Annotated in this window: 21 protein-coding genes; 11 read left to right on the plus strand and 10 right to left on the minus strand. The window is 62.0% G+C overall.

Features of this window, described 5'->3' with window-relative positions; genetic code table 11:
* Positions 1-140 precede the first annotated feature (140 nt).
* Genes H7C86_RS26385 through H7C86_RS26395 form a run of 3 tightly spaced genes read left to right on the plus strand, consistent with a single transcriptional unit; the run spans position 141 to position 2,727 of the window.
* Positions 141-1,013 carry an ABC transporter substrate-binding protein gene (locus H7C86_RS26385; RefSeq protein WP_024487476.1) on the plus strand — a complete coding sequence of 291 codons (873 nt, stop codon included), beginning with the start codon at positions 141-143 and terminating at the stop codon, positions 1,011-1,013.
* The gene (locus H7C86_RS26390) at positions 1,013-1,969 is read left to right on the plus strand and encodes an amino acid ABC transporter permease (RefSeq protein ID WP_042952004.1); all 957 of its coding nucleotides are present in this window, start codon (positions 1,013-1,015) and stop codon (positions 1,967-1,969) included. Before H7C86_RS26385 ends, H7C86_RS26390 begins: the two co-directional genes overlap by 1 nt.
* Positions 1,966-2,727: an amino acid ABC transporter ATP-binding protein gene (locus tag H7C86_RS26395; RefSeq protein WP_019748634.1), complete on the plus strand. Its 762-nt coding sequence runs from the start codon at positions 1,966-1,968 to the stop codon at positions 2,725-2,727. Before H7C86_RS26390 ends, H7C86_RS26395 begins: the two co-directional genes overlap by 4 nt.
* Positions 2,728-2,730: 3 nt before the next feature.
* Here H7C86_RS26395 and H7C86_RS26400 read toward each other — a convergent pair whose 3' ends face one another.
* Entirely contained in the window at positions 2,731-3,576 is an 846-nt protein-coding gene (locus H7C86_RS26400) for a class I SAM-dependent methyltransferase (protein ID WP_007728737.1), read from the minus strand.
* Positions 3,577-3,914: 338 nt separating this feature from the next.
* Between H7C86_RS26400 and rpsA the strand changes: the two genes are divergently transcribed.
* The gene (gene rpsA / locus H7C86_RS26405) at positions 3,915-5,402 is read left to right on the plus strand and encodes a 30S ribosomal protein S1 (protein WP_019748632.1); all 1,488 of its coding nucleotides are present in this window, start codon (positions 3,915-3,917) and stop codon (positions 5,400-5,402) included.
* A gap of 173 nt (positions 5,403-5,575) precedes the next feature.
* Here the strand turns inward: rpsA and H7C86_RS26410 are convergent, their stop codons facing one another.
* Positions 5,576-5,791, minus strand: a complete 216-nt coding sequence (locus H7C86_RS26410; RefSeq protein WP_003944056.1) for a hypothetical protein — start codon at positions 5,789-5,791, stop codon at positions 5,576-5,578.
* Positions 5,792-5,950: 159 nt separating this feature from the next.
* On the opposite strand from H7C86_RS26410, the gene coaE reads away from it, so the two are divergent.
* Positions 5,951-7,165 (plus strand): dephospho-CoA kinase, encoded by a 1,215-nt coding sequence (coaE, locus tag H7C86_RS26415; RefSeq protein WP_021334024.1) that lies wholly within the window; start codon positions 5,951-5,953, stop codon positions 7,163-7,165.
* A 4-nt stretch (positions 7,166-7,169) separates the two neighbouring features.
* On the opposite strand, the gene H7C86_RS26420 is transcribed toward coaE, so the two are convergent.
* Positions 7,170-7,688: a DUF402 domain-containing protein gene (locus H7C86_RS26420; RefSeq protein WP_069147187.1), complete on the minus strand. Its 519-nt coding sequence runs from the start codon at positions 7,686-7,688 to the stop codon at positions 7,170-7,172.
* A gap of 86 nt (positions 7,689-7,774) precedes the next feature.
* Between H7C86_RS26420 and uvrB the strand changes: the two genes are divergently transcribed.
* The 3 genes from uvrB to H7C86_RS26435 all read left to right on the plus strand — a co-directional run bounded on the left by uvrB (position 7,775) and on the right by H7C86_RS26435 (position 11,499).
* Positions 7,775-9,937, plus strand: a complete 2,163-nt coding sequence (uvrB, locus tag H7C86_RS26425) for an excinuclease ABC subunit UvrB (RefSeq protein WP_019748629.1) — start codon at positions 7,775-7,777, stop codon at positions 9,935-9,937.
* A gap of 45 nt (positions 9,938-9,982) precedes the next feature.
* Positions 9,983-10,858, plus strand: a complete 876-nt coding sequence (locus H7C86_RS26430) for an SCO6745 family protein (RefSeq protein ID WP_029538185.1) — start codon at positions 9,983-9,985, stop codon at positions 10,856-10,858.
* Positions 10,859-11,046: 188 nt separating this feature from the next.
* Complete coding sequence (locus H7C86_RS26435; protein WP_019748627.1) at positions 11,047-11,499, plus strand: universal stress protein; 453 nt, start codon at positions 11,047-11,049, stop codon at positions 11,497-11,499.
* Between the two features lies 1 nt (position 11,500).
* Here the strand turns inward: H7C86_RS26435 and H7C86_RS26440 are convergent, their stop codons facing one another.
* The 3 genes from H7C86_RS26440 to H7C86_RS26450 form a co-directional block, all read right to left on the minus strand.
* A complete protein-coding gene (locus H7C86_RS26440) occupies positions 11,501-11,962 on the minus strand; it encodes a DUF732 domain-containing protein (protein WP_020969734.1) in 462 nt (153 codons plus the stop codon).
* A gap of 83 nt (positions 11,963-12,045) precedes the next feature.
* The gene (locus H7C86_RS26445; RefSeq protein ID WP_070797305.1) at positions 12,046-14,328 is read right to left on the minus strand and encodes an ATP-binding domain-containing protein; all 2,283 of its coding nucleotides are present in this window, start codon (positions 14,326-14,328) and stop codon (positions 12,046-12,048) included.
* Between the two features lie 132 nt (positions 14,329-14,460).
* Positions 14,461-15,393, minus strand: coding sequence for a DoxX family protein (locus H7C86_RS26450; protein WP_003944048.1), 933 nt, complete (start codon positions 15,391-15,393; stop codon positions 14,461-14,463).
* Positions 15,394-15,610: 217 nt separating this feature from the next.
* Between H7C86_RS26450 and H7C86_RS26455 the strand changes: the two genes are divergently transcribed.
* A complete protein-coding gene (locus H7C86_RS26455; protein WP_259349301.1) occupies positions 15,611-16,075 on the plus strand; it encodes a DUF2716 domain-containing protein in 465 nt (154 codons plus the stop codon).
* 28 nt (positions 16,076-16,103) lie between these two features.
* On the opposite strand, the gene H7C86_RS26460 is transcribed toward H7C86_RS26455, so the two are convergent.
* Complete coding sequence (locus tag H7C86_RS26460; protein WP_182262520.1) at positions 16,104-16,790, minus strand: MBL fold metallo-hydrolase; 687 nt, start codon at positions 16,788-16,790, stop codon at positions 16,104-16,106.
* Between the two features lie 174 nt (positions 16,791-16,964).
* Here H7C86_RS26460 and uvrA point away from each other — a divergent pair, with 174 nt between their 5' ends.
* Positions 16,965-19,925, plus strand: a complete 2,961-nt coding sequence (gene uvrA / locus H7C86_RS26465) for an excinuclease ABC subunit UvrA (RefSeq protein WP_024487477.1) — start codon at positions 16,965-16,967, stop codon at positions 19,923-19,925.
* A gap of 72 nt (positions 19,926-19,997) precedes the next feature.
* On the opposite strand, the gene H7C86_RS26470 is transcribed toward uvrA, so the two are convergent.
* The gene (locus H7C86_RS26470; protein ID WP_182262521.1) at positions 19,998-20,708 is read right to left on the minus strand and encodes an alpha/beta fold hydrolase; all 711 of its coding nucleotides are present in this window, start codon (positions 20,706-20,708) and stop codon (positions 19,998-20,000) included.
* 80 nt (positions 20,709-20,788) lie between these two features.
* Here H7C86_RS26470 and H7C86_RS26475 point away from each other — a divergent pair, with 80 nt between their 5' ends.
* Positions 20,789-21,499: a YafY family protein gene (locus tag H7C86_RS26475; RefSeq protein ID WP_182262522.1), complete on the plus strand. Its 711-nt coding sequence runs from the start codon at positions 20,789-20,791 to the stop codon at positions 21,497-21,499.
* Positions 21,500-21,504: 5 nt separating this feature from the next.
* On the opposite strand, the gene H7C86_RS26480 is transcribed toward H7C86_RS26475, so the two are convergent.
* Together H7C86_RS26480 and H7C86_RS26485 are read right to left on the minus strand one after the other, a co-directional pair.
* On the minus strand, positions 21,505-21,921 hold the full coding sequence (locus tag H7C86_RS26480) for a DUF1801 domain-containing protein (RefSeq protein ID WP_182262523.1): 417 nt from the start codon (positions 21,919-21,921) through the stop codon (positions 21,505-21,507).
* Position 21,922: 1 nt separating this feature from the next.
* A complete protein-coding gene (locus H7C86_RS26485) occupies positions 21,923-22,291 on the minus strand; it encodes a DUF1844 domain-containing protein (protein ID WP_020907885.1) in 369 nt (122 codons plus the stop codon).
* Positions 22,292-22,401 lie beyond the last annotated feature (110 nt).

The raw sequence follows: 22,401 nt of genomic DNA on the forward strand, positions 1-22,401 counted from the left end.
TCGACTGAATTTCGGATGGACGTTGCAAGTGCGGCGATCGACGAGTGGAGAGCAGAGTCGTGGTCGATGAAAACGCACGGGCACCAAGGCCACGTGGCGTGGGTTATGGCTCGAGCAGTGGCGGGCGTATCCGCACCAACGTGGTGCGAGTCCTGTTGGTGGGCTTGATCGTCGCACTGTGCGGCGGATGTGTCACCAACAACGAGGGTCTCGTTCCGGAAGGGCCGCCACTTGATGTCCAGAAGGTGCCCGAGATCGCCGCACTTCTGCCGTCCAAGGTCACGGATTCGGGCAAGCTGCAGGTCGGCGTCAACATTCCGTACGCGCCAAACGAATTCAAGGACGCGGACGGCAACATCGTCGGTTTCGACGTCGACCTGATGAATGCCGTTGCCGCCGTGCTCGGTGTCGAAGCTGTCTTCAACCAAGCCGACTTCGACAAGATCATCCCCGCTATCCAGTCGGGAAGCTACGACCTCGGCATGTCTTCGTTCACCGACTCCAAGGAACGCGAGAAGACGGTCGACTTCGTCACGTACTACAGCGCAGGTATCCAGTGGGCGCAACGGCCGGACAAGCCAGTCGATCCGAACAACGCATGCGGGCTTCGGGTGGCGGTGCAGACCACGACCACCGAGGACATCGACGAGGTGCCTGCCAAGAGCGAGGCATGCGTGGCCGAGGGCAAGCCCCCGATCGACAAGATCAAGTACGACAGCCAGGACGACGCGGCCAACGCGCTCATCCTCGGTCGAGTCGACGCGCTGTCCGCTGATTCGCCAGTGACCGGCTATGCGATCAAACGGAGCAAGGGCCGGATGGAAGCTGCCGGAGAACCCTTTGATTCGGCGCCGTACGGCTGGCCGATCGTGAAGGGTTCCGCCCTTGGGCCCGCTCTGCAGCAGGCAATGCAGTACCTGATCGACAACGGCGTCTATCAACAGATCGCGCAGACCTGGAGTGTCGAGGCCGGCGTCATCGAAGTATCCAAGATCAACGGCGCGGAAAGCTGATGAACATGACAACAACTCAGACCGGCGATCCGGTGCCGATCAAGGCGATTCCACTACGCAGACCTGGTCGTTGGATTGCCGCGGTCGTCGTCGTGGTCCTCTTCGGACTGTTCGTTTACGGCGCGGCGACCAACGAAGCCTTTGCATGGGGGACTTACGGTCAGTATCTGTTCGACAAACGGATCTCCGCTGGTGCGTGGACAACGATCCAGCTGACGGTGCTGGCAATGGTGATCGCGATCGTCCTCGGTGTGATTTTGGCAGTCATGCGACTTTCTCCCAACCCGGTGCTTCGTGCCGCGGCCTGGGGCTATCTGTGGATCTTTCGAGGAACCCCTGTCTACGTGCAGTTGGTCTTCTGGGGCCTGTTCCCGTCGATCTACAAGAGCATCGATCTCGGTATTCCCTTCGTACATCAGTTTGCGCACATCAATCTCCAGGACTTGCAGGCAGCGTTTCTGTTTGCGGTGATCGGTTTGGCACTGAACGAGGCTGCATACATGGCCGAGATCGTCCGTGCCGGCGTGAGTTCGGTCAACGAGGGCCAGACCGAAGCATCTGTTGCATTGGGTATGACGTGGAGTCAGACGATGCGCCGAACCGTTCTACCGCAGGCGATGCGCGTCATCATTCCGCCGACCGGTAACGAAGTCATCAGCATGCTCAAGACCACCTCGCTCGTGACGGCGGTCCCTTACAGCTTCGAGTTGTACGGTCGAGCGCGCGATATCTCGGGCGCCAACTTCGAGCCGATTCCCCTGTTGATGGTGGCGGCAACGTGGTACCTCGCGATCACGAGTCTGCTCATGATCGGGCAGTACTACGTCGAGCGTCACTATTCGAAGGGCGCAACCCGAGCACTGACCACACGCCAGCTTCAGGCACTGGCCGACGCGCAAGGAAAAGCTACGGTAGTGGAAACGCTTCCGGATACCCCCGGAGGAGAACGCAAATGACACCCATGGTGAAAGCAGACCGAGTTTGTAAGAACTTCGGCGCACTGGAGGTTCTGAAAGGGATTTCGCTCGAAATCGACCCTGGCCAGGTCCTCTGCCTGGTCGGTCCGTCCGGGTCGGGCAAGTCGACGTTCTTGCGCTGCATCAATCACCTCGAGCAGGTCAACGCCGGCCGACTGTACGTCGACGGCGACCTGGTGGGTTACTCGGAGAAGAACGGCAAACTGTACGAACTCCACCCGCGAGCAGCGGCCAAACAACGCCGCGACATCGGGATGGTGTTTCAGCACTTCAACCTGTTCCCGCACCGCACCGCTCTCGAGAACATCATCGAAGCGCCGACGCAGGTGAAGCGCGTCAGTAAGAAGAAGGCTGTCGAACGAGCGAAGGACCTCCTCGATCAGGTCGGGTTGAGCGCCAAAGCCAACGCCTACCCGGCCCAGTTGTCGGGTGGTCAGCAGCAAAGAGTTGCCATCGCCCGCGCTCTCGCGATGGACCCGAAGCTCATGCTGTTCGACGAGCCGACGTCCGCGCTCGACCCCGAACTCGTCGGTGAAGTTCTCACTGTGATGAAGCAATTGGCCAAAGAAGGCATGACGATGGTGGTCGTCACCCACGAGATGGGTTTCGCCCGCGAGGTCGCAGATCAGTTGGTGTTCATGGACGGGGGAGTTGTGGTCGAGGCAGGCGAGCCCCGGGAACTCCTGGCCAATCCGCAGCACGATCGGACCAAGGCGTTCCTGTCGAAGCTGCTGTAGCCGTCAGGGTTTGACGGCGCTGAAAATTGCAGTGCCCGGAAAGAGTTGGCCGCGCAGGGGACTCCACTGTCCCCATTCGCGGTCCAACCACTCCGGCCATTCGGGCTCGATGATGTCGCGCACCTGAAGTCCGGCCGCGACGATCTCACGAACCCGGTCGCCGATGGTGCGGTGATGCTCGACGTAGGTGGGGACTCCGTTGTCATCGACCTCGACATACGGGGTGCGGTCGAAGTAGGGGAGGGTCGCGGTCAAGCCCTTCGGCCCGGGATCGTCGGGGAAGATCCATCGGATCGGATGGTTGACGGCAAAGACCCACGATCCGCCGGGACGCAGAACCCGGGCGACTTCGTTCATCACTCGCTGCGAATCGGCAACGAACGGGACGGCGCCGAACGCAGAACAGACGATGTCGAAACTCTCGTCGGCAAATGGCAGGAGTTCCGCACTTGCCTGAATCAACGGGACTGCCGGTCCGCCGGCATTCATCGCGTCCTGCCCGCGGGCGAGCATCCCCATCGAGATGTCGAGACCGACGGCCCGAGCACCGTGTCCGGCGAGCCATCGGGCACACGGCGCCGAGCCGCAACCCACTTCCAATATGTCTTTGTCGACTATGTCGCCGAGTAAGTGGTGATCGCCCTCGTGCAGCCCTTCGGGGCACCAGACGAATTCACCTTCCGCGCTGTTCACGCCCAGAAACTCGCCGTGGGTTCGGTGGTAATCGTCGGCGTCGGCGTCCCACCACGCACGGCTGGCACGGTCGCTGGCACTGGAATCGACACGGACCCGGCCGACACCGCTGGTGCCGAGAATGGAATTGGCGGCGGCATGGCGCTCGTCAGACATGAACAACACAGTAGAACGGGCGATGCGGGCGCAGGGTACCCGGGTTTGCCCGGCAAGATAGCCGACGCGTAGTCTTACTCACGCGAGTGTCTGTCATCCGACTGATTGTCTATACGGGATCTTTACCAAGGTCTCGGAATCAGTTGGACCGAGGGAGCTCGCGGTGCGCTTCCGTGGTGTGGGATGTGATCCGGTATTCGGTTGTTCGTTATTGATGCAGCTGGGTACTTCGATCTAGTACTTCACAAAAGTACTTCCAACATTTGTACGCCACAGTTGCGCATCTCGTCCGACAAAATCCATCAACCGACCACAACTCGTCCGGAGCAATTCAACATATGCCCTCCACAACCGTCACCTCGCCGCAGGTTGCCATTAACGACATTGGCTCCGCCGAGGACTTCCTCGCCGCCATCGATGCCACGATCAAGTACTTCAACGATGGTGACATCGTCGAAGGAACCATCGTCAAGGTCGACCGCGACGAGGTTCTGCTCGACATCGGTTACAAGACCGAAGGTGTCATCCCTTCTCGTGAGCTCTCCATCAAGCACGACGTCGACCCCAACGAGGTCGTCTCCGTGGGAGATGCGGTCGAGGCTCTCGTCCTCACCAAGGAGGACAAAGAAGGTCGACTGATCCTGTCGAAGAAGCGCGCTCAGTACGAGCGTGCCTGGGGCACCATCGAGGAGCTCAAGGAGAAGGACGAGGCCGTCAAGGGCACCGTCATCGAGGTCGTCAAGGGCGGCCTCATCCTTGACATCGGTCTTCGTGGCTTCCTCCCCGCTTCGCTCGTCGAAATGCGTCGCGTCCGCGACCTCCAGCCGTACGTCGGCAAGGAGATCGAGGCCAAGATCATCGAGCTCGACAAGAACCGCAACAACGTGGTCCTGTCGCGCCGCGCATGGCTCGAGCAGACTCAGTCCGAGGTTCGCAGCGAATTCCTGCACCAGCTCCAGAAGGGCCAGGTCCGCAAGGGCGTCGTGTCCTCCATCGTCAACTTCGGTGCATTCGTGGACCTGGGCGGCGTAGACGGTCTGGTTCACGTTTCCGAGCTGTCTTGGAAGCACATCGATCACCCGTCCGAGGTTGTCGAGGTCGGCACCGAGGTCACCGTCGAGGTTCTCGACGTCGACCTGGACCGCGAGCGCGTCTCCCTGTCGCTCAAGGCAACGCAGGAAGATCCGTGGCGTCAGTTCGCCCGCACGCACGCCATCGGCCAGATCGTGCCCGGCAAGGTCACGAAGCTGGTTCCGTTCGGTGCATTCGTGCGCGTCGAAGAGGGAATCGAAGGCCTCGTTCACATCTCGGAGCTCGCTGAGCGCCACGTCGAGGTTCCGGACCAGGTTGTCGGCGTCGGCGACGATGCACTCGTCAAGGTCATCGACATCGACCTCGAGCGTCGTCGTATCTCGCTGTCGCTGAAGCAGGCCAACGAGGATTACAACGCCGAGTTCGATCCGTCCAAGTACGGCATGGCCGACTCGTACGACGAGCAGGGCAACTACATCTTCCCCGAGGGCTTCGATCCCGAGACCAACGAATGGCTCGAGGGCTTCGACAAGCAGCGCGAAGAGTGGGAGAACCGCTACGCCGAGGCTGAGCGTCGCCACAAGATGCACACCACTCAGATGGAGAAGACCGCTGCAGACGAGGCCGCTGAGGCTGCCACCGCTGCTGCCGGCTACTCCTCGGAGACGGCTGCTGCAGACGATGCTGAGGCTCCGGCTGCTGCCGGCTCCGCTCCGGCAGAGTCCGCTGGCGGATCGCTTGCCAGCGATGCGCAGCTCGCCGCACTTCGCGAGAAGCTGTCGGGCAACGCATAAGGATTACCGCTTGATCTGATCAAGCGAGATCTGTGAAGAACCCCGTCCCTGCACTTGCAGGGGCGGGGTTCTTTCTCGGTCAGGTATCAGTGGCACGCGAAGAATTCAGTGAGTGAACGCAAAAATGACCGGCACCGTAGGGTTGCCGGTCATTTTTTACTTCGTGAAAAAACTCAGTTTGCGGGAGCAGGCACCCAGTAGGTGGCGGTCGCTTCGGCTGTGCGCTTACGCATCGATGCGAAGCTGTGTCGGCCTTGGCTCACGAGCATCGTGAACCACGTACGACGGTGCTCTGCCAGGGCAAAAGCAACTTCGGGAAACTCTATGCAGTGCACGCCGTTCGGCATTCCGAGGCGGTGCTGACCGTGATGGTCGCGATCTGCTCGCATGGCGTCCACTTTCTCGAGAAGGTGCAGGTACAGGTGCGTTCGCTAGAACATAACCGCACGGTCACCGAAATTGTGGTATTTGAGCCTCGAACGCCTCGGCGTGTTCGATCGGTAGGCGTGTCTCAATCTCTCGGGCGCGGAGATGAGAGACTGTCGAGTGTGTTGAGAGTAGGCCTCACTGGAGGCATCGGAGCCGGTAAGTCGACAGTGTCGAAAATCCTCAGCGAACTGGGAGCCGTCATCGTCGATGCCGACCTGATCGCCCGAGAAGTGGTCGAGCCCGGTACTCCTGGCCTTGCCGCTCTGGTCGACGCATTCGGCGACGGGATTCTGTCCGAGGACGGCAGCCTCAACCGCCCCGCGCTGGCCTCGTTGGCGTTTGCCGACGACACGTCACGCGGAACTCTCAATGGCATCCTTCACCCACTTATCGGTGCGCGGACGATGGAGCAGATCTCGTCTGCACCGTCGGATGCAGTGCTCGTTCAAGACATTCCGCTATTGGTCGAGGGTTCGATGGCGCCGGCGTTCAACCTGGTCGTCATCGTCTACGTCGACGAGGAGGAACGAGTTCGACGTTTGGTGGGCTCACGCGGCATGCCGGAATCCGACGCTCGTGCGCGCATCGCAGCGCAGGCACATGACGATCAGCGTCGTGCGGTTGCCGACGTGTGGCTCGACAACAGCGGAGAGCCGGGTTCACTCGACGACGTGGTCCGTGACCTGTGGGCGAATCGACTTGTACCTTTCGAGAAGAACCTCCGCGAGCGCACGGTAGTACGTGCACTGCCGGAGCTGGCTCCAGCTGACCCGTCGTGGCCGGCACAGGCCGAACGGATCATCGGCCGGTTGTCGCTGGCGTCCGGCGACCGCGCGCGCCGTATCGATCACATCGGATCGACCGCGGTGCCTGGTCTCGATGCCAAGGACGTGATCGACATTCAGATCACTGTCGAGCACCTCGGCGTTGCCGACGACCTCGCGGAAGATCTGGCCGCTGCCGGGTTCCCCCGGATCGAGCACATCGTCGCCGACGACCCGAAACCGTCGTACCTCGGTGGTGAAACCGATCCGGCGGTGTGGGCAAAGCGGATTCACGGCAGTGCCGATCCAGGGCGCCGCGCGAACATTCACATTCGGGTGGACGGTTGGCCCGGTCAGCAGTTCGCGATCCTCTTCCGCGACTGGCTTCGCGCCGATGCGTCGGCGCGTGCCGAGTATGCCGAACTCAAGGTCAAGGCAGCCGAGAGTGCCGCAGGCATCGACGACTACGCCGCTGCGATCGACGCCTACCTGGGCGTCAAGACGCCGTGGTTCGACGCCGCTTTCCACCGGGCGTGGGAGTGGGCCGAGAAATCAGGCTGGTCCCTCTAACTGCTCAGCGCCACGTGACCGGCATGCCCACCGAGGTGAGCCAGGCGTCGAGATCGTGACCGTGGGCGGCGATGCCGTCGATAGCGCGGGCCGCGTTCAGCATCGCGCGCTCTGACGTCTTCGGGTCGAGAATCCCGGCGGTGTTCGCCTCGAGCAATTCGTCGACGTCGAGCAATTCGATGCTGTGTCCGGTCTGCACGATCAGGTCGAGGTAGTGGTCCTCGGAGGTCCAGACATGCTCGCCGCGGATGAAGTCGCCGATGTCGACATAGAAATCCCAGTCGCGGACATGCTCTGGTGTGAAGTGGAAAATCGATGCTCGAATTCCGAGTTCGGGAATGATCCAGGACTCCAGGTAGTGAAACCGGGGATGGTCGGCGTGGCGCGCCATGTACAGCCCCCACGGTTCTTCGCGGTAGTGCTCGACCGGGCGAACGAAACCCTTGGGATCGACGTTGGTGCGAGCTGCGATGTCGAAGGTTTCGACCTTCGGCCGGTGAATGTGGGGACGTTCCTCGCTCATGGTCGAAGAACCTACCGCCGAACTGCATTTTCGGCTGAACGCGGACGAGCAGGCATTGTGTCGGTGGGTGCGCCTACCCTGGTTTCATGGCGTTTGCTTCCGAACATCCCGTGGTCGCGCATTCCGAGTTTCGGCCGGTTGGTGACATCGAGCGCTCAGACGCGCGCTTCGAGGTCGTCAGCCCGTACGAACCGGCAGGCGATCAGCCGGCAGCTATCGCCGAGCTTGAAAAACGGATCAATGAGGGAGAGAAGGACGTTGTCCTCCTCGGTGCGACCGGTACCGGTAAGTCCGCGACAACAGCGTGGTTGATCGAAAAGCTGCAGCGCCCGGCTTTGGTGATGGCTCCGAACAAGACCTTGGCGGCTCAGCTCGCGAACGAGCTTCGGGAAATGCTTCCCAACAACGCGGTCGAGTACTTCGTCTCGTACTACGACTACTACCAACCCGAGGCGTACATCGCCCAGACGGACACTTACATCGAGAAGGATTCGTCGGTCAATGACGACGTCGAGCGGCTTCGCCACTCGGCAACGTCCAGCCTTCTGTCACGACGGGATGTGGTCGTGGTGGCCTCGGTGTCGTGCATCTACGGCCTCGGTACACCGCAGTCGTATCTCGATCGCTCGATTCAGCTCGACGTCGGTGTCGAGGTACCGCGCGACGCGTTCCTCCGTCTGCTCGTCGACGTTCAGTACAACCGCAACGACATGGCGTTCACGCGAGGTTCGTTCCGCGTGCGCGGCGACACGGTCGAGATCATTCCTTCCTACGAAGAGCTGGCGGTCCGCATCGAATTCTTCGGTGACGAGATCGAGGCGCTGTACTACCTACATCCACTGACCGGGGACATCGTTCGCCAGGTCGACACGGTTCGCATCTTCCCGGCGACGCACTACGTCGCCGGTCCTGAACGCATGGAGCGTGCAGCCAAGGACATCGAGGCGGAACTGGAAGAGCGGCTCGCGGAACTCGAGGGCAAGGGCAAGCTTCTCGAAGCTCAGCGTCTGCGCATGCGAACGCAGTACGACCTAGAGATGATCAAGCAGGTCGGATTCTGCTCCGGCATCGAGAACTACTCGCGCCACATCGACGGCCGTGGCCCCGGAACTGCCCCCGCAACTTTGATCGACTATTTCCCCGAAGATTTCCTGCTGGTCATCGACGAGTCACATGTGACCGTTCCGCAGATCGGCGCCATGTACGAGGGCGATATGTCGCGCAAGCGCAACCTGGTCGAATTCGGATTCCGGCTACCGTCGGCAACCGATAACCGCCCTCTGACTTGGGAAGAATTCAGTAAGCGGATCGGTCAGACCGTCTACCTGTCGGCGACGCCCGGTAAGTACGAGTTAGGTCAGTCCGGCGGTGAGTTCGTCGAGCAGGTGATTCGCCCGACCGGATTGATCGATCCCGAGGTCATCGTCAAACCCACCAAGGGGCAGATCGACGATCTCGTTCACGAGATCCGTGAGCGTGCCGAACGTGACGAGCGTGTGCTGGTCACGACGTTGACCAAGAAGATGTCGGAAGACCTGACCGACTACCTTCTCGAACTCGGAATTCGCGTCCGGTATCTGCACTCGGATATCGATACGCTCCGGCGAGTCGAGCTGCTCCGGCAGCTCCGCCTGGGCGAGTACGACGTGTTGGTCGGCATCAACCTCCTGCGTGAGGGACTCGACCTCCCCGAGGTGTCGCTGGTCGCGATCCTCGATGCAGACAAGGAAGGCTTCCTCCGTAGCTCCACCAGCCTCATTCAGACGATTGGTCGAGCGGCTCGAAATGTGTCCGGTCAAGTGCACATGTATGCGGACAAGATCACCGCATCCATGGCGCAGGCCATCGAGGAAACCGAGCGGCGGCGCGAGAAGCAGGTCGCCTACAACGAGAAGATGGGCGTCGACCCACAACCTCTACGCAAGAAGATCGCGGACATTCTCGATCAGGTGTACGAGGAGGCAGAGGACACTGCGGCGTCCGTGGACGTCGGTGGTTCGGGTCGCAATGCGACGCGTGGTCGGCGTGCGCAGGGTGAGGCCGGTCGTGCGGTCAGTGCGGGTGTGTACGAGGGGCGCGACACCAAATCGATGCCTCGGGCCGAATTGGCAGATCTGGTCAAGGAACTCACCGACCAGATGATGAACGCTGCGCGCGATCTTCAGTTCGAGTTGGCTGGGCGATTGCGAGACGAAATCTCGGATTTGAAGAAGGAGCTCCGAGGGATGGACGCCGCGGGTCTCAAGTAGGTCGCCTCGCGTGGGTTCGTGCTCTCGACCGCTACGGTTTCAGGTATGGATGCACAGACTGCAGGCAAGACCGCGCGGACTCTCGAACTTCTCCACTCGTTGGCGTACTTCGTCCCGGAGACGGAGAAGGAGCTTGTCGGCGTCGGGTTGGAGCCCGGCCGAATGGTGTACTTCGCGGGGCGATCAGCACCGCTCGGCGCTCCACCGGCGACTGTCGTCACGGCCACCTTCTTCAACTTCAATCCCGAACTGATCGCCAGCGTCATCCCACGTGCCTGGGAATTGGCAAGGCCCACAGAGGTTGTCGCCGCGCGGTATCGGGCAATCGACGCGGCGTACGTCCGCCTGTTCGGTGCGGACGTGACAGGATCGGCAGACATGGCCGAGGCCGCCGAACTCGTGTCGATCGCGGCTCAGAACATCCCCGGAGTGGACGGCCGCCCCCTGTACGCGGGTTGGGCGTCGCTCGACTGGCCGACCGAACCGCACCTGCGTTTCTGGCACGCGCTGACACTGCTGCGTGAGTATCGCGGCGACGGCCACATTGCGGCTCTTCAGACCGCGGGATTGAACGGCCTGGACGCGTTGATCACGCACACCGCGACGGGAATCGGGTTTCAGCGTAAGTTCGCGCAGACTCGCCGCGGATGGTCGCAGGAACAGTGGGACGAGGCCGTCGAGAGTTTGAAGGACCGCGAACTGCTGGATCGTTCGTCCGGTGCACTGACCGAGGACGGGCAGGAACTGCGTGACGTCGTCGAAGACCTGACTGACGACCTCGCTTTGGCTCCGTGGGATGCGCTGGGTGAGGAGGGTGCCAAGCGGTTGCTGGAATTGGCGACGCCGTGGCGTACCGCCCTGGTCGAGCAGGAAGTTTTTCCGGCGGCGCTGTTCGGGCCCCGCTTCGGCAAACTTCGCTGAGTGGTCACCGCCGCACAAATGTGTCTGTGACGAAGAATCACATTCATTGTGGGCTTGTGGCGTGTACTGCAAATAACACTATCCGCGGCACAATCCCGCTAATGTCAGCGCAGCGGTTGTCGAGCGGGCGCAACAGCGTTGCGCCCGGTGCCGGCCGTACCGTCCGTCCCGTAACCATGGAGGAATGAATGAGTGCCTACCGGACCGTTGTCGTAGGAACCGATGGCTCCGAGTCGTCACTGAAGGCAGTCGACAGAGCTGCCGCCATTGCCAGTGGCTCGGACGCTCAGCTCGTCATCGCGTGTGCGTACTACCCGGCTGATCCCAAGGACGTGAGCGCTGCCGCTGATGCGTTGGGTAACGAGGCCTACCAGGTCACCGGTTCCGCTCCGACCTACGAGATCCTTCGCACCGCTCGTGAGCGCGCACATGCCCAGGGTGCAAAGGATGTTGTCGAGCGCGCTATCGTCGGCGCTCCCGTCGAATCGCTTCTCGCTTTGCTCGACGAGGTCAAGGGTGACTTGCTGGTCGTCGGAAATCGCGGATTGAACACACTGACCGGGCGTCTGCTCGGATCGGTGCCTTCCGATGCGGCGCGCAAGGCGACATCCGATGTCCTGATCGTGCACACCGTTCGCTGACCTACCGGCAGTAGTCGGCCTCGGCCGCATCGACGAACACTTCAGCCAGCTGATCGGCGCTGGGGGGCGTTGTCGATGCGGCCGAGTCGTTTCCGGTGGTGACCATCGGTTCGCTCGCGCCGTTCAGCGATACCGTCCGCAGATTCGCGATGATCATCGCTCGATCCGTGCCGGCCGCGAGTTGCTGGCAGACGCCGTCACCGAGCGCCTGCAACATGTCGTCGGAAAAGGCGGGCTTGACCCCCGTAGACGCGAGCGCCGCCCGCAGCCGTTCGGCATCGTCTACCGGTTTTTCGGTCGGTGCGGCAGCAACGGCAGCGATGTCGTCGCTTCCTGCAGCAGCCGTTGAACTCGAATCATCCTCTGAACAACCAGCTGTCACCGCTGCAAGCATCCCGACACCGATCACCACGCGAGCGATCTTGCGGATGGGTGCGGCGGAACTTGCGGGCAGGCCAAGCACGAGGGGTCATTCCTTCAGTCGTCGACACAAAATGGGGTGACACCACGATTCGTGGTGTCACGCACGAACCTACTCCGTGAGGCTCACGAATCGAAGGCCAACTCTGCTGCCGCGACGCCGTCGAGAACCGCGGGGAGCGACTCGACGTGAATGATGCCGAGCCTCTGGGTAGCGCGGGTCAACGCGACGTAGAGGTCGTTCATTCCGCGTGGTGACTCGTCGAGAATGTCGGCAGGTTCGACGATCAACACGGTGTCGAACTCGAGTCCCTTGACGTCCTTGACCGACAGGACACTTACGGTCTCACTCGCAATGCCCGCCAGATCGGCAACGACCTCGGAACCGGCGATCACTGCGGTGATACCGGGATGCGACTCGGACTCGATGCAACGGCGCACGGTCGATTCCAATTCTTCGGCCGTGGTCTTGAGTGCCCACGGCGCGAATCCGCTGTCGCGTACCGACCGGGGCACGGATTGCTCCGGGTCGATCTCTTCGAGCACACGGTGCGCGACATCCATGATCTCCGAGGGAGTTCGGTAGTTGACGGTCAGTTCAGTGAGCTTCCAGCGCTTGGCGACGTAAGGCTCGAGAATCTTCTGCCAGGACGAGGTTCCCGCGGGATCACCGGTCTGAGCTGTATCGCCGACCAACGTCATCCAGCGATTCGGTATGCGCCGCATCAACATTCGCCACGCCATTTCGGAGAGCTCTTGGGCTTCGTCGACGATCACGTGACCGTAGGTCCAGGTTCGGTCGCCGGCAGCGCGTTCTGCCGTGGTCTGGCGCTGGCCCTGATCGTGGCGCTGGGCGAGTTGGCTGGCGTCGATCAAGTCGTACGCCATCAAGATCTCGGGGTCCATCTCGTCTTCGAGATCCTGTGGTGCAGAGCCGGTGAGGATGTCGAGGGCGCCCTGGGCGTCGGCGATCTGCGCGCGCCATTCACGTTGTGCGCGTTCGCGTTCCGCGGCATCGTCGACTCCGAGGATCTCGGCCAGTTCATCGAGGAGGGGAGCGTCTGCCGCACTGAAACCCGGTCCGACGCTCTGCAGAAGCTCGTCGCGTTGGGCGTCGTCGAGTTGCGGCGCTGCCTTGGCCAACCTTGCCGGAGAGGTCCACAGTTCCGCGAGGATTTGCTGCGGCGACAATTCAGGCCACAGCTTTCCGATGGCGGACATGATGTCCGCGTCCTCACGCATCTCGTCGCGAATGTCGGCGATGTCGTCCCGACTGAGGAGTGAGCCGCCGTCGATGAGGTTGCCGCCGATGAGTTCGGCCATCTGCAGTGCCAACGCCTCGATGACTGCTGCCACGAAGATCGGGCGCGCCAGGTTGTGTGGGCGACGCGACGACCGAGCACGTCCGCGAGCCTTCGTGACAGTCTTGCGATCCAGCTTCAAGTCGTACGTGTCGAATCGAAGGGTGATCGGCTTCGACGGGACTTCCTGCCGATCCCGGACGGCGTTCTTGAGTACGTCGAGGATCGCGAGGGAACCCTTGATCTCACCGGCGGCGAGGGAATCCGTACGAGTCGCACGCACTCCGGGGTACAGGTCCCCGATCGTCGAGAGCAGAACTCCGGTCTCACCGAGTGAAGGAAGGACCTGGCTGATGTAGTCGAGGAACGTCGCATTCGGCCCGATGATGAGAACACCGGCCTTGGCCAGTTGCTGGCGGTAGGTGTAGAGCAGGAACGCGGCACGGTGAAGGGCGACCGCGGTTTTGCCGGTACCCGGACCGCCCTGGACCACCAGAACGCTTTTGTGCTCGGAGCGGATGATGGCATCCTGCTCACTCTGAATGGTCTCGACGATGTCGTTCATCTGACCCGTACGCGCTGCGTTCAGAGCGTCCAGGAGTGCGCTCTCACCGGCGACGCCGCCGGCTTCGGTCACCACGCCGGCGGCTCGGGCAGCGTCGAGGTCCAGGTATTCGTCGTTGATTCCGGTGACTGTTCGGCTCCGACTGCGGATATGGCGTCGTCGTTTCACGCCTTCAGGTGCCGCGGGCGTCGCCAGATAGAACGGGCGTGCCATCGGAGCTCGCCAGTCGAGCAGTAGCGTTTCGTAGTCGTTGTCGGTGTCCAGAATGCCGAGTCGGCCGACGTAGCGTCGCTCGTCGTCGAAGTCGATGCGTCCGAAACACATTCCGTTCTCGGCTGCGTCGTACTTGGCGAGATCCTCGGTGTACATGGCATTGAAGGATTCGCGTTCACTGCGTGCTTGCGGGGTTCCGCCGGTCTCGAGGAGGACCGTGCTCAAGCGAGTTTGGGCATACTTTCGAAGATCGTCGAGACGGGAGTACAACATCGTCACGTACTGCTGCTCGAGCTCTTGCTCGTTCAGTGACGGGTCCGCGTCGGGCAAAGGATCTCCTAGGCTTGATGAGAAATTCACGCGCTGCAAAAGCGCCAAGACAGTCTAGTTCCCCCAGATGAACTGCCGCATAGATACAGGTCAGGCCACCCGAAGGTGGCCTGACCGTGTTTTTCGGTGCACTCAGTGCGTCAATTCGTCCTTCTTGGCGCGAGCCTTTTCGAGCGCCTTCTCGGCGCGCTTTCGGGCACGCTTACCCAGCACCTCGGTCTGCTCCGACGCCGTTTCTGCCCACTCGTTGCTCTTTTCGAGCGCGAGTTCGGCGAACTCGGAGCTGCGCTTGCTCGCCAGCTCTGCCAGTTCGGCGCTGCGCTCACGTGCGGTCTCGGCCAGTTCGGAGCCGCGCTTCTGCGCGACTTCGAGGATGTCCGGGCCGCGTTCTTTGGCGACCTCTCCGAATTCAGCGGCACGCTTGCTCGCGATCTCCGCGAACTCGGAGCTGCGCTCCTTGGCAAGTTCGAGCCAATCCGTGCCGTGCGCCTTCGCGGTTTCGGCAAGTTCGGAACCGCGTTCGGACGCCACCGACAGAGCGTGTTCGACGCGATCGCTCGTGTGATCGGTCTGCGATGCGACCAACGGAAGTGCCGCGGCGATAGACGCCTGAGCCTTCTTCGCGGCGCGGCGGCCACGCCAGCCGAGCGACGGCTTGCCCTCGGTGTCGACGGACGCGATCATCAGTCCGCCGAGCAGGCTGACGTTCTTGATGAAGTTGGTCCGCTGCATCGCTCGCAGTGACGGATCGGTTTCGTTCCAGAAGTCGTGACCGGCAAGCGTGGTCGGTACCAGGCTCCCCGCGAGGACCAACGACGCGAGGCGCGGCGCCTTGCCGGTGGCCAGCAGGGCACCGCCGCCGATCTGGACGGCGGCGTTGATCTTGACGAGTGTTTCCGGATCAGCAGGCACCTTCTGCGTCACTGCTCCTGGCAGCGTCTCGACGGATTTGTCGATCAGCGGTGACGCTTTGGCTGCTCGCTGAGCGGGGTTGCGCAAAGCATCGATTCCCCCGGCGATGAAGATCGTGGAAAGCAGTGGACGAGCAATTCGACGTACCAGCATGTTTCAAGCCTCCCGATGTAGGTTCGTTTTCCACCCTAGCGATCTCACAAGGAATTGGTCCGGTTCGGCGATCCCGCGACGCCTGACCCGGTTGACGGATTCCTGGTCGCCGAAGCGCGCTGTACTGCGTCGATGACTTCTCCACCGATCCGGACACACCGTTCTGAAGTATCCGTTACCGCGTATCCGCATACGGCGTGTTCGAAGGTGTCACACAATGCACACCGATCAACCACCATGGTGCGGTGACCACGAAGGTATCGCTGAGCCGACGCCGTCCGTGGTCTTCGATTTGGGTGCGGTGCCAGCTGCGACTCCAGGGGCGTGGGCCGCTCGAGTTGATGCGATCAACGCCGAAGCGTTGCGCTGTTTTGTCATCGATTGGAACGACGATCCCAACTTTGTCGTCCTGGACTGGCAGCATCCGGGCTACACCTTCGACGCGGAGGCGCATGCTGCCGCGAAAGAGTTGGCGGAGTGGCGTGTCCCGATCTATCCGAACGGCGACTACTACATATTCAGTCGAGACGACTTCACGGAAGGGACCTTCGGCCATCCGTGGGAACGCACGCTGTGTGTGTTCGGGGAACGGATGGTCGAAGGACTCGGCCGGACTCTGTCGACCTGGCTTCCGCGACTTCGCGTCGACGGTGAACAGGTCGATAGTCAGGAAGTCGGTTAGCGGGGTCCAGTACGGAACAGGTGAAACGTCACCAACCGCGCTCGCGCCATTCCGCCAGGTGCGGGCGCTCGGTACCCAGCGTCGTGTCCTTGCCGTGCCCGGGGTAGACGACAGTCGCGTCGTCGTACCTTCCGAACAGCTTGTTTTCCACATCGTCGAGCAGGGAAGTGAACTTCTCGGGGTCGGCGGTCTTGCCTACGCCGCCGGGGAAGAGTGAGTCGCCGGTGAAGAGGTGAACCTGCCTGTTCGGTTCGGTCAGAGCCAACGCAATGGAACCGGGCGTGTGGCCGGACAGGTGGATGACGTCGAGGCTCAGATTGCCAACTGTCACCTTGTCGCCGTCTTCGAGGAGTACGTCCGGGGTGACGGGAAGGACCTCCGCGTCGAGAGGGTGAGCGGCGGTCGGCACCTTGGTGGCAGCGTGGACGTCCTGCAGAGCCAACCAGTGATCGCCGTGTTGATGGGTGGTGACGATGGAATCGAAAACAGGTGCTTCCTGTTCGATGAGCGCAATGATCTTCTCAGCCTCGTTGGCCGCATCGATCAGGAGAGATTTCCCGGTCGCGGAACAGACGACGAGGTAAGTGTTGTTGTCCATGGGGCCGACCGACATCTTCGTGATGACGGCACCGTCGACTGTGCGCCGCTGAGGGGCAGAATCGGGGGAGACCTGACCGGTGTAGGAGTCGTCGATCACGATGGGCTGATTCGTCATGAAACGCAGGCTACCTTCGAATAGGGGCAGGTAGAGCGATGGGCTCGCGTGGTGAGAAAAACGTGTCGGTGGCTCGGCCTACGATGACGATCGCTCGAGGACTCGCGTTTGCGCGGCCACTCGAGACTTCTCCGGGGGGACGGCCCCGGACGATTGACAATGAAGGGAATTGGTGTGGCGGATCGCCTGATCGTGCGGGGTGCGCGTGAGCACAATCTGCGAGGAGTCGATCTCGACCTCCCGCGAGACAGCCTGATCGTCTTCACCGGGTTGTCCGGCTCCGGCAAGTCCAGCCTCGCGTTCGACACGATCTTTGCCGAAGGTCAGCGTCGCTACGTCGAGTCACTCTCGGCATACGCGCGTCAGTTCCTCGGTCAGATGGACAAGCCCGATGTCGATTTCATCGAGGGTTTGTCGCCGGCGGTGTCCATCGACCAGAAGTCGACCAACCGCAACCCCCGTTCGACGGTGGGCACGATCACCGAGGTCTACGACTACCTCCGGCTCCTTTATGCCCGCGCAGGTTCGGCGCACTGCCCGGTCTGTGGTGAGAAGATCGCACGTCAGACCCCGCAGCAGATCGTCGACCAGGTGCTCGAGATGGAGGAGGGCATCAAGTTCCAGGTCCTCGCACCAGTGGTGCGTACTCGTAAGGGCGAGTTCGTCGATCTCTTCGATCAGCTCAACACCCAGGGCTACTCGCGTGTGCGCGTCGACGGAGTCGTCCATTCGCTGGCCGATCCGCCGAAGCTCAAGAAGCAGGAAAAGCACGACATCGAAGTAGTGGTCGACCGATTGCAGGTCAAGGCGAGCTCGAAGCAGCGCCTGACCGACTCGGTCGAGACCGCACTTCGATTGGCCGAAGGCATCGTGGTCCTCGACTTCGTCGACCGTGAAGAAAATGCACCTGATCGTGAGCGTCGTTTCTCAGAGAAGCTGGCCTGCCCGAATGGCCACGCACTCGCGATCGACGATCTCGAACCGCGCTCGTTCTCCTTCAACTCGCCCTACGGCGCCTGCCCGGAATGCACCGGCCTCGGTATCCGCAAGGAGGTCGACCCGGATCTGGTGGTTCCGGACCCTGATCTGAGCCTCGAAGACGGAGCTATCGCACCGTGGTCGATGGGCCAGAGTTCCGAGTACTTCGGACGCCTGCTGTCCGGCCTCGGCGACATCCTCGGTTTCGACATGAAGACGCCGTGGAACAAGTTGCCGGCGAAGGCCCGCAAAGCGATCCTCGAAGGCAGTGAGGAGCAGGTGCACGTCCGGTACAAGAATCGGTACGGCCGTACCCGTTCTTACTACGCGGAGTTCGAAGGTGTGATGCCCTTCCTGCATCGCCGCCTCGAGCAGACCGAATCCGATCAGATGAAGGAACGCTACGACGGGTACATGCGCGACACCCCGTGCCCGGCGTGTGGTGGTGCTCGCCTGCGCCCCGAAATCCTGTCGGTAACTATCGCGGCGGGAGACTTCGGCAGTAAGTCCATCGCCGAGGTCTGTGAACTGTCGATCTCCGATTGCGCGGATTTCCTGAACAGCCTCACTCTCGGCTCGCGTGAAGAGGCAATCGCGGGTCAGGTCCTCAAGGAAGTTCAGGCGCGCCTCGGCTTCCTGCTCGACGTCGGCCTGGAATACCTTTCCCTCTCGCGAGCCGCGGGCACGTTGTCCGGTGGCGAAGCCCAGCGAATTCGCTTGGCAACACAGATCGGATCCGGACTGGTCGGCGTGCTTTACGTACTCGACGAGCCGTCCATCGGCCTGCACCAGCGTGACAACCGGCGACTGATCGAAACCCTGACGCGCCTGCGCGACCTCGGCAACACGCTGATCGTCGTCGAACACGACGAAGACACGATCCGTACATCCGACTGGGTGGTCGACATCGGACCGTACGCCGGCGAGCACGGCGGCAAGGTCGTCCACAGCGGACCGTACGAAGAACTGCTGACGTGTGAAGAGTCTTTGACCGGGGCCTACCTGTCGGGTCGCAGCTTCATCGAGGTTCCGGCCATTCGTCGGCCGGTGGATCGCAAACGTCAGGTCACGGTCGTCGGAGCTCGCGAGCACAATCTCGACGGCATCGACGTGAGTTTCCCGCTGGGTGTTCTCACCGCTGTCACCGGTGTCTCCGGTTCGGGCAAGTCGACGTTGGTCAACGACATTCTTGCGACCGTCATGGCGAACAAGCTCAACGGTGCACGCCAGGTGCCTGGCCGTCACACACGAATCAACGGTCTCGATCAGCTGGACAAGCTCGTGCAGGTCGATCAGTCTCCGATCGGCCGGACTCCGCGATCGAATGCGGCGACGTACACCGGCGTGTTCGACAAGATCCGAACCCTGTTCGCGGCCACCACGGAAGCGAAAGTCCGCGGTTACCAGCCCGGCCGATTCTCGTTCAATGTCAAGGGTGGACGCTGCGAGGCGTGCTCCGGCGACGGAACCTTGAAGATCGAGATGAACTTCCTGCCGGACGTGTACGTGCCCTGCGAGGTATGCCACGGCGCTCGGTACAACCGCGAAACGCTCGAGGTCCACTACAAGGGCAAGTCGATCGCCGAGGTACTCGACATGCCCATCGAGGAAGCCGCCGAGTTCTTCCAGCCGGTGACCTCTATTCACCGGTACCTCAAGACGCTGGTCGACGTCGGACTGGGCTATGTCCGACTGGGTCAGCCGGCTCCGACCCTGTCCGGTGGTGAGGCGCAGCGCGTCAAGCTGGCCGCCGAGTTGCAGAAGCGGTCCACCGGTCGCACGGTGTACATCCTCGACGAGCCCACCACGGGTCTGCATTTCGAGGACATCCGCAAGCTCCTGATCGTGATCAACGGTCTGGTCGACAAGGGCAACAGCGTGATCGTGATCGAGCACAACCTCGACGTGATCAAGACGTCGGACTGGGTCGTCGATATGGGGCCCGAAGGTGGATCCGGCGGCGGAACCGTTGTGGCGCAAGGTACCCCGGAGGACGTTGCCGCGGTCCCCGAGAGCTACACGGGCAAGTTCCTCAGTGAGGTTCTCACCGCACAGCACGCGCCCGTCAAGGCCAAGCCGATCACCAAGAAGCGTGCAACGAAGGCAGTTGCCGCAAAGAAGGCGGCGCCACGGAAGAAAGCTGCTTCCGTGAGCTAGTAGAAGGTGAACAAGTAGAAGTCGGTCAGTGATGCCGGGTCGGAATCCGATCCGGCATCACTGCTTTGTCGATCAGGAAGCGGCGGCCTCGAGGATCACCTGGGCGACGTCTTCGGGGCGCGACCACATCGGCCAATGGCCGGTCGGGAGGTCGACGTACGTCACGGGGAGTTTCGCCAGTTCGGCGGCCATCGGATGACCTCCGTCGGCCATCTGGGCAATCACCGCGGACGGGAACGTGCTGCAAACGACGGTTGACGGCACCTGGTAGCGCTTTTCGTTCGTCAGGACAATTGGCTCACGCGCCGGCCCGGCCGGTTCGGGGACGGCGTTGGCGCGAAACGCCTCGAGAACCTTCTCGTCGAGTCCTTCGAGGCTGCTGCCGTCTGCTTCAAGTTCTGCCCACGTCGGCAGCGGTATCTCGACGACGTCAGCGGCCAGATCCGGTCGCAGCGCCGCGCCGTCGGGCATGGGACCTGAATCGACGTAGACGATCCGCGCGACCCGATCCGGGATGCGATCGGTTACCGCGTATCCCACCGGGCCGGCGCCGCTGTGCACGACCAGGACCGTACGTTCGTCTGAATCCGATACAGCGTCGATGACTGCGCGGACGTGGGCGTCGAAGGTGACCGCTGATCTATCTGCATCGACGGCGTCGAGTCCGGGCAGCGTCAGGCTGGTCACGCGGGTGGTGTCGGAGCGCTCGAGGTGGGGGAGGACTGCGTCCCAAGCCCATGAGCCGAGCCAGAATCCGGGAACAAGAACGATGTGAGTTTTCATGGACTCACTGTGCAATCAGGTTGGTGACAACAGAGTGTCACCAATTATGTCACTGTTTGGTATCGAAATCTGCGACACTGGTGAACGTGAATCGAGCTGCGAGATTGCACGCTCTCGTCGAAGAGCTTCGGCGACAGGGCGATCGAGGGGCTACGTGTTCCCGATTGTCCGAGGAATTCGGTGTCACCACCCGGATGATCAAGCGGGATATCGAGACTCTGATGATGTCGGGCGCGGCGATCGAGGCGCGCTCGGGCCCCGGGGGTGGATACCGACTCGTAGGTCGCGCCACGCTACCGCCGGTCAATTTCACTGTTCCGCAAGCAGTTTCAATCGCGTTGGCCTTGACGGCGGCCGGTGACGCCCCGTTTGCGCCGGACGGACGAGCAGCTCTGGCGAAACTGCTCGACGTGATGGACGAGGAGAGTCGTCGTAAGGTCGCCGAACTCGGTGGCCGTGTGTGGATTCGCGGCGACGGCGGGGTAGTAGCGGATTCGCGCACGAACCGGCGGGCCGTCGAGCAGGGGCTCGAACAGAGTCGCGTCGTGTCGTTGCACTACGTGGATGGGGACGGTGCGGAGACGGTGCGGGCAGTTGAGCCGCACATTCTGGCGCAGGACCGTGGGCAGTGGTTTCTCATCGGCTGGTGTCGCCAGCGCGACGCGGTGCGGTGGTTTCGACTCGATCGAATGCGTCGGGCCACGCTCACGAACGATCACTTCACACCACGGGATTCGACCCTGTTCGGCCAACCGCCCGAAGACGCTCGGCCTGTAGCCCCACGAAGGTGACCTGTTCAGTCGATCATGTTGCGGGCTGCGGCAACGGAATCCGCGATCAGTTCGGTCAGGACTGCCATGTCGACGTCGCTCAGCCGTTTGACGTACAGGCAGCCCTTGCCGATCTTGTGCTTGCCGAGGCGCGCCAGTGTGTCGGTGTAGTCGTCGAAGTTCAGCGACAAATACAACGTGAGCGCGGTGGCCCTGGGGGAGAACCCGATCAGTGGGGTGTCACCTTCGTGGCCACTCGCATACCGGTAGTGCCGTGCCCCGAAACCGATGATGCTCGAGCCCCACATGACGGCAGGCTCGCCGGTCGCGGCCGACAGCAAGGAGATCGGCTCCACGCTGTCGGCACGCTTGCGGTCGTCGACGCGTGAAATGAATGCGTCGACGTCCTCGGGCGTCGGTTGAGTTTTGTTGGCGGTTGCCAACTCAGTAGACCGGACCGGTGAACTTCTCGCCCGGTCCCTTTCCTGGCTCGTCCGGGTGCGAGGAGGCCTCACGGAATGCGCGCTGCAGGGCTTGAAGGCCTTCACGGATGGGTCCGGCGTGGGGGCCGAGGTATTCGACCGACGCAGTCACGAGTCCGGCAAGCGCCGTGATGACTCGACGAGCTTCGTCGAGGTCCAGATAGGGACTGGAAGACGGATCGGCGTCGGAGAGGCCGAGTTTTTCGGCAGCCGAACTCATCAGCATCACTGCGGCGCGGCTGATGACCTCGACCGCGGGAACTTCGGAGAGTTCGCGGACGTCGGGGTTCGCGCCGTCGGTGTTCTGATCTGCCTCGAAGTTCTCACTCATGGTTGTAAGGATTCCATCAGGCCGTGGTGGTGTTGAATCGGGCCTCTCCCGGCAGCACTGGGAGCGGCACCGATTTCTTTCATCTGTGGCGACCTGTTACTCTTGTTGCA

It is taken from the genome of Rhodococcus sp. UFZ-B548, assembly GCF_903819475.1.
GTDB lineage: Bacteria > Actinomycetota > Actinomycetes > Mycobacteriales > Mycobacteriaceae > Rhodococcus_F > Rhodococcus_F erythropolis.